Origin of the sequence: Bacteroides sp. AM16-13 (assembly GCF_003602705.1) — a bacterium.
GTDB lineage: Bacteria > Bacteroidota > Bacteroidia > Bacteroidales > Bacteroidaceae > Bacteroides > Bacteroides xylanisolvens.
The window spans coordinates 16,685-30,826 of the sequence record NZ_QTLK01000017.1 but is presented as its reverse complement, the minus strand read 5'-3'; the positions used below and the strand labels follow the sequence as shown (position 1 = coordinate 30,826).

At 38.9% G+C, this 14,142-nt stretch carries 7 protein-coding genes; all 7 read right to left on the bottom strand.

What is annotated here, in order from left to right:
* Positions 1–6: 6 nt before the first annotated feature.
* The 7 genes from DW173_RS14825 to DW173_RS14795 all read right to left on the bottom strand — a co-directional run bounded on the left by DW173_RS14825 (position 7) and on the right by DW173_RS14795 (position 13,976).
* Positions 7–3,087, bottom strand: coding sequence for a SusC/RagA family TonB-linked outer membrane protein (locus tag DW173_RS14825; protein WP_008023301.1), 3,081 nt, complete (start codon positions 3,085–3,087; stop codon positions 7–9).
* Positions 3,088–3,110: 23 nt separating this feature from the next.
* On the bottom strand, positions 3,111–4,538 hold the full coding sequence (locus DW173_RS14820; protein WP_008023302.1) for an IPT/TIG domain-containing protein: 1,428 nt from the start codon (positions 4,536–4,538) through the stop codon (positions 3,111–3,113).
* A 56-nt stretch (positions 4,539–4,594) separates the two neighbouring features.
* Positions 4,595–6,490, bottom strand: coding sequence for a family 43 glycosylhydrolase (locus DW173_RS14815; protein WP_008023303.1), 1,896 nt, complete (start codon positions 6,488–6,490; stop codon positions 4,595–4,597).
* A gap of 365 nt (positions 6,491–6,855) precedes the next feature.
* A complete protein-coding gene (locus DW173_RS14810; protein WP_117809454.1) occupies positions 6,856–7,926 on the bottom strand; it encodes an SGNH/GDSL hydrolase family protein in 1,071 nt (356 codons plus the stop codon).
* A gap of 111 nt (positions 7,927–8,037) precedes the next feature.
* Entirely contained in the window at positions 8,038–9,150 is a 1,113-nt protein-coding gene (locus DW173_RS14805; RefSeq protein WP_004296575.1) for a glycoside hydrolase family 105 protein, read from the bottom strand.
* Positions 9,151–9,198: 48 nt separating this feature from the next.
* Positions 9,199–10,995, bottom strand: coding sequence for an exo-alpha-sialidase (locus DW173_RS14800; protein WP_004296576.1), 1,797 nt, complete (start codon positions 10,993–10,995; stop codon positions 9,199–9,201).
* A 26-nt stretch (positions 10,996–11,021) separates the two neighbouring features.
* Positions 11,022–13,976 carry a glycosyl hydrolase 115 family protein gene (locus DW173_RS14795; protein WP_120144654.1) on the bottom strand — a complete coding sequence of 985 codons (2,955 nt, stop codon included), beginning with the start codon at positions 13,974–13,976 and terminating at the stop codon, positions 11,022–11,024.
* Between the last annotated feature and the right edge of the window lie 166 nt (positions 13,977–14,142).

Below are 14,142 nucleotides of genomic sequence, written 5' to 3'. Positions count from 1 at the left end.
TCTTGTTTATAGATTAACTGATACGCCTAACGAAAGCGTCTTGCTTAACGGGTATTTCTTTCCGTCCGCACTTCCCAACTCCGGATCCCAATATTTAAACGGAGAGAATGTCAGCAAGTTGGTTCCGATAAAGAAAACACGTACTTGATTCAAATGAATCTTATTAACCCAAGCTTTCGGGAAGGTATAGCCGATATCCAATGTCTTCAGACGAAGATAAGAACCATCTCTTAACCAATAACTAGATTGTTGATAGTTATTCTCATTATCACCATAAGTCAAACGGGGGAATTCCGCATTCGGATCTTCATTCTCACCAAGAATCCACCGGTTGCTTTCTGCCATTTCCTTCAAGACATTTCCCCAACCGTCACCACCTTGGAACATAAAGACAGTTGTACCTTTGACAAAGAAAGACGACTTACCTGCTCCTTGGAAATGAGCATTGAAATCCAACCCTTTCCACTTGGCCGAAAAACCAAATCCATACACCAAGTTAGGACGAGTGGTAGCACCGATAGCCACCCGGTCATTCGAGTCAATTATACCATCACCATTAATATCTTTATATTTAATGTCACCGGGCATCACCTCACCAAAGGTTTGCTTCGGACTATTTCTGATTTCCTCATAATCTTTGAACAACCCCAAAGCAATAAGTCCTCTTGCCTGATTGACACGATGTCCCTGGTCCAACTTATATTCATAAATGGTGTTCTCTTCATCTTTTTCTATCACCTTATTCTTACTGTAAGTAATATTACCACGTAACGTAAAATTCACTTTACCAAATTTCTGTTTGAATGCAAAATGACCATCAAATCCTTTTGCTTCTACAATACCAACATTTGCTTTCGAAGCATTACCAATTCCCACTTCATAAGGGATATAAGAACGAGTCATATAGATACCGTCGCGACGTTCTTTAAAGTAGTCAATCTCTCCAGTCAGTTTGTCATTAAAGAAAGAAAAGTCAATACCCAAATCTTGTTTAGTAGCAACTTCCCACGAAATAGCTGGAGAAGCCACTGTTGAGTAATATTTTCCATTCCACAATTTCTCTCCAGTTCCAATATCTTCAAAATGGTAAACATTATTATCGGTTGCTATCGAATATAAATAGGGGAAACGTACTCTCTTATTGCCTTCGTACAAAGCATCATTTCCAGTCTTTCCATAAGAATAACGGATTTTCAACATATTCAACCATTTTCCGGCAATCTTTTTCATGAATGGTTCCTCAGCCAAATTCCATGCACCAGAGATAGCCGGGAAGAATCCGAAACGATGGTCTTTGTGGAAATTCTCCGAACCGTTGTATCCGAAATTAAAATCAATAAAATAACGATAATTCCAGTTATAGTTGAAACGCCCGGCTATTCCCTGATTACGATAAGGAATACCGTTCTTCAAGTCTGTACCTATATTTTGAGTAAAAATCTTAGAAGCCTGCGTATACTTCAGTACACCTCCAACATGATGAGTTTTGAAAGCACGACTATAGTGCAGTTCCCATTCAAAGAACTCTCTCTTTTCTCCTTCCGAATTGGAAGATTGCGACATCACTTTTTCGTCTCTGATTTTCGTGAAATTCAATGTTCCATCTGGCTGACGATAACGGTCGGCCTTGTAAGCAGCCGGAGATTTATAACGTTTAATCCAATTGGAGTTATACGTATCATATCCAAATCTACCTACAAAACGCAATCCTTTAGTTACAAAATCCAATTTCTGTTCCAGCGTAAGACTGGTTTGAATATTATTCTTCCAACTTTCATTATATCCGGATTGTGTAGTCATTACCCAAGGATTCATATTATCATCCTTATCTGCCCATCCCGGAATTTTTCCATCCGAATATTCTGCCGGCATCATGATAGAATTATATCCCATCAATACAGTCCACAAATTATCTGTACCACTACCTGTATCATTCTGCTTACGCAAAGAACCGGATACCCCGACCTTCAACAGAGTCGTTTTCGTAATATCAATATCCACATTCATACGGTACGTCCATTTTCTGAAATGTGCGTTTGTATTATAATCCTTAAGGCTTTTGTCAGTCTTATACATACCTTGTTGATCCTGATAACTTCCGGAAACAAAGTAACGCGCTGTTTTACCACCACCACGCATATTCAACGTAGCACGTGAGCTCCAAGCACCGTCACGTAACACCATATCCATCCAGTCTACATCCGGAAAACGGTCTGGATCAAGTTGTGTACGAAACAGTTCCAATTCTGATGGCGAATACAAAGCCTCTTGATTTCTTGTCAAACGAGCTTCATTAGCCATAGAAGCATATGTGTAGCCGTCTACAAATTCTGGTGCCTTTGTAAAAGTGCTATAGAAACCTTCAACCTTTGCATCAATATTAATTTTACCTTCCTTACCACGCTTTGTATTAATCAGGACTACACCATTAGCTCCCTTACTACCATAAATAGCCGTTGCAGAAGCATCCTTCAACACTGTAAATGATTCAATATCTTCCACGCTCACTTCATCAATATCACGTTCGAATCCGTCTACAAGCACCAATGCAGCTGTATTAGCACCAAAAGTGGATATACTACGAATCCAGAACTCGGACACACTACCTGGTCGTCCGGAAGTTTGCATAGCCATTACACCCGGAACAACACCAGCCAATCCATCCACCACAGAAGTGGAAGGAACCGATTTCAACGCATCTACATCCACATTAGTAATGGCACCAGTCACTGCAATTTTCTTTTGTGCTCCCGTACCTGTAATTACGACTTCATCAATAATCGTACTAGCTGCTTCTTTCATTTTTACGTTGATGGTTTTTTGTTCTTTTACCAATACCACCACAGTTTCATAACCTATATATGAGAATACAAGTCTGTCATAAGCAGATGCCTTTATTTTGTATCGACCATTTATATCAGTAATAACACCCAACCCAGGCATATTCTGTATCGCAATATTCACACCAATTAAGGGTTCCTTATTCTCATCGGTCACCACTCCAGTTATCATTGCACTTTCCTGCGCCCAGACGGTTATGGAAAAGAGCAGCAATAACATACATGCAATTAAATTTTTACTCCTCATAAAATATATGTGTTTATCATTTATTATTCTTCCATAGCAATTTTACGTATCACCGCTTGCTCTTTCCCATCGCGATCCATACCTCTTTCGCCTACATAGAAGCATTTTCTCTTTTCATCGTATGCAATCGCCCAAGGATAAGCAAAGCGTGCTTCCGAACGCAGGGCACCGTTTGCAAAGCCAGGATCACTTGAGTCATTTCCACGCCCGGCAAATGTTACCACTCTTCCTGTAGGAGTCAGAATACGAATGCAATGATTGCGTTCATCACAAAAATAAAAATCATACTCATCTTCTTCACCTAAATATTCCGGATTCTTGACAAACACTCCCTGTGTCGGACCATTCATTTGAACCTTACTACCTACTCCATCACGATACCCGCTTCCACTAGCACTTCCTGCCACAATATAGGGAGTTGTAAACTGTCCAGCAGAATTATAGTCCATACGTGAGATATACCCATTTCCTCTTTCATTATATTGACGAAGCAAATAAGCATATTTACCAGTTGGATGAACTACCATACGCAATGTTTCCTTTACCCGCGGGTGCTTGGCTATTTTCGTTGTTGTTTTATCTTCCAGATTATATTCATAAATTTCTTGATCCGGATAAATCGTATAATAAAGTTTACCTGTATTCGGATGAACAAATGCACCAGTAACACCTTTATGTTTTTGACCTAATTTCACTTCCGACTTAAACTCTGATACACGAGTTTTCAACACATGTATATTTCCCTCTTTCTCCAAATCACAAGAAACAATCATGTCCTGATTTTCATCTGTCGTCCAGTTAATAAGTGCAGGTCTATCCGTTGTCTTTGCTAAATGAGGAAGCATAGTCACCGTTTTTTCTTCCAAATCAATCAAACGAATAGCACCAGCCTTATAGCAAGTTAAATATAAATGGTCGAAATTTGAGCGCGGATCAAACGAAAACCATGTAGCCCCTTTTATACATCCGCATGCATCGAACGCACCTTCACCTTGGACAGCATCTTTCTCGTTCTCAAAACGTTGACCAGCTAGTGTAGAAACTAACCACTGTTTCACATAAGTAAACTTCTCTTCAGCTTCAGCAAAAGCCACTTCTTCACCATTGTCATCATACACACTAATTTCCACATCACCTTCAGTAGCCATACGTGGTACTACACAATACAATATATTGTTCTTAACTGAAATGATATTAGCCTCTTTACCACCAACTATCACTTTCAATTTTTTTGGATCATTCCCAAAATTTTCTCCATACAATATAATATTGTTACCAATACCACCCGATTTTGGGGAAAAATCTGTAATTACCACTGGCTTAGTAGGATCGAAAGGAAGATTTTCTTCATTGTCTTCATCCTTACAAGCAGTAAAGCAAAGTACGATCAATGGCAATACCACTGCACATAATCGGATAAACCGAGTTCTCCAATCACTTTTCTTTTTCATACATTAAATTTTAGTTTTACTTAGAAGTCTATATATTATCTATAGTTTCACACATATCAGTTATTAAATACCGGCAGTAAATCTCCCTTTGAAGGCACACATTTTCTAATAGTCGGCCAGCCATCTGCCGACCACACAATACGATCAAGCATGCCCAGACGTCCTCCAACCGCACCATTCTCTTTTACATAACTATGATATATCATCCAATCTGTACCTGCATCGTCCGGAATTATAATGGAATTATGACCAGGACCAAAGAACGTCTCACCGTCACCTTCCAACACCAACTCCCAAGAATTGTCTAGCATATCTTTTCCTTTTCTATCTACATACGGACCAAGAAGCTTCTCCGAACGACCTACTACAACTTTATATCTACTATTTATTCCATCACAACAGTTATTAATAGATGCAAACAAATAATAGTACTTACCTTTTTTATAAATATTGGTACCTTCAAATGCCCTGCCGCAAACCTGTTTCTTCAGTACAAGCTTACCATCAGCATCCCGTTTCACTGAAAGGCCATCATCCGTAAGTTCTGTCACATAGATACCGTTGAAACTTCCGACAAACATATATTTCTTACCATCTTCTTCATAATAGAATTGGTCGATACAATTAGAACCGAAATCATCTGTTATCAGCAACGGTTTAGCATTTAAGAAATCACCAACCGGACTATCTGAGGTAGCAACCGCCGTATAACTGATGCTTCCATCCCCCCATTTTGCCCATGAGAAATAAAGCACATACTTTCCATTGATGTAGCGAATTTCCGGTGCCCAAAATGCACCTCCACCAGGAAGTACATCGGGTTTAGGTTTGGTTGCATTCCTGAAAGCACTTCTTTTAAATTCCCAATTAACCAAATCTTTAGAGAAATAAATAGGAATCCAATAGGAGTTAGTTTGAGTAGCATACAAGTAAAACCCCTCTTCAGTACGAATAACCGTAGGATCGGCTGCACTAGAAAAAGTTATTACCGGATTTGTATAAGTCATACCTATTTTGAAATAACAAATTTCATTATGAAGAGCAACGCTTTCATGAGAAGCCTCCCTTAGCTGTACAGGTAACAAATATTTTACAGCTTCCATACCTTCACGCTTCACTGTAATTCTTCCAGTAGCTTCATTCTCTCCAGCTTTAAAAGATATCCCTTCTCCTAAATCATAGTTAGCCGAAGGAAGAAGACGATAAGAAGTCTTATAATCCTCATTATACTTAGCAACCAGTTCCTCCGCATTAGAAGGCACTGCTAATGTACATGTAAAGTTCCAAGGATTAGTCTTTATTTCTCCGTCTGCCCTACAATTAAAAGTAGCATCCACCGAAACCGGCATTGACATTTTACTAACACTAATTTCCTGTGATGGCATAACCAAACTAACCGTTGGATAATCAAACGATATATGCAAAAGAAAATCGCTTTGACTTTTACGGACCTTGGCAACAGATGAAGTAAGTCTCAATGCAATAACATATTCTACTCCATTTTTTTTAAACTCAGTGAATACTTTATCCGGAGCAAATTTCACCTCTACTTTCTTTGAAGCAATGCCTTGTTCGAGAGTAATCTGTGGCGCACTTATCGAATATAATGAAGAGGGCAACAATTTATAAGCTGTTTCTTCCTCTTTATTATATGCCTCCAGATCTTTTTCATTCCACGCTTCCAACTGTGCAGTAAGAGCGACACTCGCACTGCCCCCCTTCAATTCTACAGAAAAAGGGTACACAACTTGTGTCACATCACTACTGGAAACTTTAATTACATTTAGTCCATTAGGCTGTACTTGTAAATACTGGTTCGAATTGACATCCCCATCTTCACCAGAAACATCCTTAGTATCATCAGAGCCACATGATAAAAAAAGCAAAAGCCCTGCACTAAGAAACATTAGCCCAATTTCTCGAATATTTTTTTTAATTGAATTGTAATTCATTACATATAGATTTAAGTAATACCCTGTGTTTTATACTATAAAAACGTTATCCTTTGAACTATCTTTTTAACTGTATCTAAAAACTAAATTTCGTATTATATAATAATGATCATTATCTTTATAAAAGGTACTAGCGCCCCTATTGTGTGATACAAAAGTAGAGAATCAGGAGTATTTAAGATATTAAATATAGGTCAATAAATGAAAAATTAGTCCCAAACTAATCTAAAGTATTCAAAGATAACACAGAAGAGCATTTATTAGTACTTATCTGAACAATATCTTTCTTTTATTGGATAATTTCTTCTTCAACAATCCACTATTCTAAGATAATAACTATATCCTAAGCTAACAGCAAGCCATTTTTATCTAATTGCCTTCTTTATAACCGGACAAACTAAATCAGCATATCTCATCATACCTAAGTCTGTAAAATGAATACCATCTACAGTAGCCTCTCCATCCTCTCCCAGCATATTCTTTGATGAAATAAGAATGATATTTTTCTCATTTCTTTTCTTTAAATGATTGAATATCTCTTTCAACGTATCATTCTTTCGTCGCACTTCTTTAGCAACTCTTTCATCATAAAATGTATGAGGAAAAATAGGATCCTCTATAAAAATAATTGGTGTATCCGGATGTTTACCACGAATGATACGATAGAATGTTTCCATTCGTTCTTTCATCTTTGCAACAGAAGCATTAGGCACAAAGTCCAAAACGAAAACACTAGCTTCTACTTCAGCTATTACTTTAGCTACTTCCAAATCTAGAAATGCATTTCCACTGAATCCTAAATTGATACATTCACGGTTCAATCTTCTCGATATAATATTGGTATGTGCCATTCCTGGACGTGAAGCACAACCTCCTTGAAGAATGCTGGTTCCATAAAAAACAACAGGATTCTTACGAATTGGATAATCCACTAACGGCTGACTAATAGTAGCCAAAGAATCAACTCCGATAGACAAAGAAATAAGACCATCATACAATGGCAAATAAAGCATGTATTCTCTTTCTTCAGGATGCATATTTTTTATAATGGTGACCTGATTTGTTTTTCCTTTCGGACGGGCACTATTGACAAAACGCCAGTCACCATTCTTCTGAAGACAGTAAAGATCTAAACCTTTTGCACCAGTATCAGTCATATGATTCATGTGGGTATTAAAAAGAGCCACCCATTTAGCTGCTATCGTAGTGGAATTACTACGGAAACGTATTGCCATTCCTGCAGAATTACGGCTCAAATTCCATAATGGAGCACGAGAAATATTCTTTAATGAATCCGGGAACCTTTCATATCGTGCCCCAGCACTCTCTGTCGCCCTTCCTAATAGTGGAAAATTCGAAGCATCGTGGTATACTAATTGAGCATGTATATGAAACACTAAAAAAAGTACAATAAAAATACAAAATTCTCTTTTCATATTCAAGTATTATAATTTCAGACCCTTCAAAAATAAATATATGTTATGTTAAAAGCAACAATACACTATGAATAAAAAAACTCCTAGATCTGTATCCGATCTTTTATTGTTTTATTTATTCAATAATGCATAAGCACACCATATTATCGGTGCCTGTCCATGATAATCACCGGCGATGCGGGGACGATCCATATAATATTGTTTACTGTTTTTCTTTCCGGTTCCAACACAAACCTCAGTAAGATCATTCTTGTCATTAATATAATTACATAAGCCAAGCCATGCACGGCGTGCCACTGGAGCATATTCCTCTTTATTCAACCAGCCGTTATTGACCCCCACAATCATGGCATAAGCAAACATTGCCGAACCAGATGTCTCTGTCCAAAAGTCCGGTTCGGTAATCAGCTGATTCCAAAGACCGTCCTTGTTCACATATTTTTTCAAGTTATCCATCATCAACAAGTAACCTTTCATAATACGTGCACGATTAGGATCCTTTTCCGGTAAGTTATAAAGCAACTCCGTCATACCGACAGCCATCCAACCGTCACCACGTCCCCAATAATAAGGCACATCCGGTGCATGATAGAAAAGACCGTTGGGATGTTGCAATTCGTCCAAATACAGAACCATTTCTTTGGCAGCCCTATTTATGTACTTAGGATCACCAGTAGCTTTATAAGCCTCAGATTGCACAATAGTAATCATATACATATCATCAATCCAAAGACGAGTTTGCCAAGAATATCCCTTTTTATCCCATTTACGCTCCTCTTCATTCGCATTGGCAGGAAGCTCCCATTGAGTGTCAGCATAGGGCAGTCCCAGATCTAAATAACGCTTATCTTTCGTTATATTATAAAATCTTAGAGGTAAGCAACCAAACATATTTTGGTCTACGTGAATCGGTGGAGGTAGAAGTTCTTTTTCCAGATGAAACAATAATTCGAAACGGTTTCTTAACAGCTTTATCAATTCTTTATTATTTGTCAATTCTGCAAAACGAAGAGCTCCATACCATGTACACACCTCTGCATAATGTATTCCTCTATCAAAATACAGTTGATGTTTAGTTTCCATTAAACGTCTGCTCAATTTATTTCCAACCGTCTTTGGATCTGCCTTCACAGGAAAATCTCCAAAATAATTTTGAGCAGAAATCACATTTGAGCTCAAAAAAACAGTCATCAATAAGGCATAAATCAAATAATTCCTTTTCATAATCGTAGTGTTCTATATAATTAATTATTCAATATTAAATTCTCCGAATCATAACCCAGTCACCGGTATCCAACGTGCCGTACTTGTAGATGCAACATCACAAATGGCATCTAAAGAATTTCGCTTTGTAATAGAAAAATTGACAAGTACTTGCCCGGAAGTGATAGTCAATTTTGAACGTGGAATAGCAATTTCAGCAATATATCCATAATCATCTATAAGCCTCTCATTTGTTTCATTGCAAACATAAGTTTTGACCTGGGCATCTAATTGAGCTTCTTTCCATGATGCATCATATATTTCACAATTCTTCAGTCCATTCATTGTTACTTGTATGCAGCAAGCCCCTTTTGACAGCTTATTATTACTCACAGGAGATACGTATAAGGAAGCGTAATCAGAGGCTAACAAGTTTCGATCAAGTACTTCTAACAGGAAATAAATATTATCATCATCATACGAACAACGTAACGTTCCTTGTGCTTGTGACTTACTGCCCACAAAGAGTGCATGATCTGTATTTGCCCACTCTTTATTGTTACCATCTATTGTTACCTTTCTTTTCACGGCATCAATACGATGATTAAGTACAAACTGTGCCATCTGAACCGGTCCTTCTTTCGCTTTAATATTAGTTCCAACCAAAGTATGTGAATCAATAATACAAAATGATCCCCAATAACCACCAGAAAAAGGTTGATAAGCGCTACCGAAATTACGAGCAGTAGCATCTCCTATTTTAAGAGTATATTTACTTGACGATTCATACGAAAGGACGGTTTCTCCCGAAGGGAGCTGTCCCAAATATGGTCCCATACCGGAGAAAACACAATTATTACTATCGACAGGTCCTTCCTGGTCGGCAGCCAAATATTCCCATTTGTCTTTATCTGAATAACAAAGCGAAATATGATATCCTGAATTATTGGTTTCCACAGCAGCAGCTAATCCCTTATTATCATTGAGTCTCACAACAGAAGGCATCTGATGATTATAGCCGACAATTCCGTTTTTCTCCCACCTCATTCGCAATACATAATAAGGAGAAGAACTAAAGTCCGGTTTCCATGTCTTTCCTCCATCAGTAGAAACAACCATTGCCGTACCTGTATCTGTGCCATGTCCTTCCAAGCCAGTACGACTGCTATCTGTAAAGTAACAGTGTAATTCACCTGTAGGCAACTCCAACAAGAAAGGTTCCCAATTAACTCCCTGATAGATCTTGATAGGTTCACTCCAAGTAACACCATTATCCGTACTGCGCTTTAATTCAATTCCTGCATCTTCCGGCAAATCCCGATAACCGGAATTAGCTCTGCAAGATGCAACTGCCAATATATCTCCATTAGAGAGCACCAGCCCATCGCAATTAGCATAGCAATGTATATTCTTATTGCCTTTGCTATCGATAATGTCATAACTGTTAAATATTTCTCCTTTATTGCTCCAAGTTTTCAGATCCTTACTAAGCGCATAAACACAACGCCGACCAATATTATTATTAGCACTACCATTGTGATAGAACAAAATATAGTCACCATTCTTCATCTTTTTTATACGAGGATAGCGAGGATACGAAGATTCCATAGTCACAAGCATCCGATAGTTCATCATCAATGAAGAGCGTTTCGTAACATCTGCGTGGGAATTTATAATAGGTGTCCCCTGATTCAATTCCCCAATAGGTGTGATGCTACAAACCACAGGCTCCTGGGATTCGTCCTCCTTTGGTTTCTCCGTATTCCCGTTACCAGCTAGTAAATTCTCATCATTTTCACCACTGCCCCCGCACGCTATAAATGAGATAGCTATGGAGAAAAATAACATAAAAAAAGTGTTTTTCATAGCTCTAGTATATTTTATTCAACTTGCTATTTTCCCTGTCTCGTCGGTTGCGGACCTAAATATGAGCGCTTCATTCCTCCGAAATCCAAGACAATCTTTTGCAATACAGTTCCGGCATCGCCACATATAATTTTCACTGTGTGTTTACCCGGTTTGTCGATATGCAAAGTGGTTTTGTTGATTCTACAGTTCTTCAACACACTTTCGTACCAGATTTGTGCATACTCAAAAGAAGAAGTAGAAGGATTCATCACAGGACCTTCGTCAATACATACTCCATATTTCGTTTCCACATTCGTTGCTTCATGTCCGGCATACCCACGGTCCTTACTTAATGTAAATGTAGGCAATACGTATGTGTAGACATCAACCGAACCTTGTTCGAATGTATAGAAATCATATTCCAGGCGAGGGGTACTGCGACCTGCTGTCCGCTGCGGGGCGGCTGTCGGGTCACCTAGTTGAATAGCTGTATTTTCTATTCCCAAGTTAGGAATCGTTCTCATTTGAATAGCTTTGTTCTCTACCTTCCGGTGAAAACCGGCAGCGTCAATAGAAACATATCCATTGTGCTCTACAAATAAAGTGTCCATTTCGGCTAATGAAGGAGAAGAAGGGTTGAAGACTGAAATATAAACATTCTCCTTCTCGCCACGATCAGATGCGATTTCCAACGTTCCGAATACTTTCTCACCAGTCGGGACCTTAGCCCAGTCGATTGAGACTTCTATACGATTTTCCGTGGTAGTTTCTCCGGCTTTCTGACTTAACAGAATCCAGTTATCTGAAACCGATGCTTTCCATTTCAGAGGAGTCGCTCCTTTATTGAAAACGTCTACGTAATAGGATTGGCGGAAGTATGTGTTGAAACATGGCAGGGAATGGAAACTCTTCTGCCCTTTCAAAATATCCTCTCCTTCGGCCAATATGCCCAAAGAGGCTGCAGGTGCCAGATTTACCTTCCGCAGAGCCGGGAGTTCAAAGTAGGCTGCGGCAAATCCCTGTTTCATGGTCATTACATGATCCCATTTACCTCCAAGTAATGAGTTATATCCTTTTGTTATTACTTCCAGACTATCATAACAAGCCTTAGTCATTTTTTCCAGTTCTGCGGTAGTTGCCCTCTGTTGAATAGAGTACCAACGGTTTCTCTGTCCGTTGAGAATCATACGGTTCAATAGTTCACATCCTTTCACCGGATAGTATAATGATTGATAATAGCATGCTTTCTTATCTTCTGGCAAAGCTTTCAGGATTTTCTCTACCATATTCCCTATCCGTTGATATTCAGCCAAACGAGTATCCACTTCACGATAATTGGCAAGCGAAAAATCAGTATCTGTATTCCGTTCTCTTCCGTGTTTGTCGGTAGCCCACTGATAACCCCATCCCATAAACTCCGGCTTACGCGCAAAGGCCAATTTATAGAAAGAATTTATCACATCCTGATATTCAACCCGATAGTCATCTCCCAACATGCCACACAACCATTCGGTACGATAGTTTGCCGCTCTTTCAAAACTGAATGAATCAATATCGAAAGCCATCGTCAGGAAATAATCAACAGCAAATTCACATGATTTGATGTCTCCGGCATTGAGCAGCCAGATACGATCAGCTGTCATGTCATAAGCTTTACGGAGTTCTTCATACATTAATGTGGGTGAAGTTGTGTTCATCCAAAGATGATCGTGAGGTTTACCCAGATAAGAAGAATGATAATATACTCCCGAACGTCCGGAACGTTTCTGTTCTTTCGGACTGCTCAAACGTTTCATATATCCATAATTATCATCCGGCCAGATAATAGTCACATCATCCGGAAGTTCCAATCCCTGATCGTATACATCCAGCACTTCCTTATAAGGAGTAAAGGCTTGAGGAATGTCTTCCGCACGCTTACCGATGGCATCTACCAGCATTTGCCTTTGTGCCATCAAAGCTTCCTGAAGCATTTCCTTTCTATCATTCATATTATTGCTTGCATTCATTGCCCGGTCGTGCAATCCACGCAAAGCCAAAGTATATACATTTTCAAACGGAGCACATTCATCTACACGTGATTTCAACACTTTGTTGACTCCATCCTTATTATTGATATAGTCCCATTCACCCATTTTATCACGCTTCCACTCACTTGCCGTGTTAAACAATAACGGTTCACAATGAGAGGATCCCATGACAATAGCAAAGCTATCCGCTACCAGGCGATTTTCAGGAATACGGTGGAATGCCATGGATGCGTCATGCATAGCCGGACAAAGATAATTAGCCTGAAGACGCAACAGCAGTTCACACACCTTTGCATACGTTCTCGGTCCGAAGTTTCCACGTTCTTTTTCAAAATTGCGTTTCGACCAACGATAGAGTCCCCAGTCCTCATCATTGATAAAGACACCTCTGAATTTGACAGATGGTGTTTTAGAGATAAACTTATCGACTTTTACACTTACTTGTTTTTGCTGTTTGATTGGAGCATCCGCCCACCAATACCAGGGAGATACTCCTATTGCCTTTGATATGGAGAGAAGTCCGTAAGCAGTACCACGCCTGTCACTTCCGGCTACGACAATTGCTTTCTTGATGCCCGGAACGGGATTGTTGACCACCTCTATCATATAGCGTTCCCAACTTCCGGCAATGGCAGCTGTATCTATTTTATTTCTCGATGCCAAAGCATCAATCCATCCGCTTTCTCCTATAGTACCGGCAATAATCGCATACCGCGCAGATACTTTTCCGGGCTTGCTTTCATCTATTTTTAACTCTTGTCCCGTCACACGGCGAACATCATCCACAAAAAGAGATGCACTCTTACGTACTACAGTTGCATCTTTTCCATCAAAGCAAATAACTGCATTCGTTGATGAAGAAACAATAGGAAAACTATTTTTTCCGGTTCCTTTGTCGAGTAAAACTTGTGCTTTTGCCGCAATCAGGCTACAACAAAATAAGCCCAGCAATAAAATTTTATTTTTCATATACACATTAGATTGACTATTAATAACGCAAAGTAAGGCAAAAAGCAATTAAACGGATAAAAGAAACCGACCTATAAATAGCAGAATATGTTCAAAAAGGCCGTCAGATATAGTTGGATAAGTATCATTGGATATATATATGACCAATATGGTGGGTATATATGTC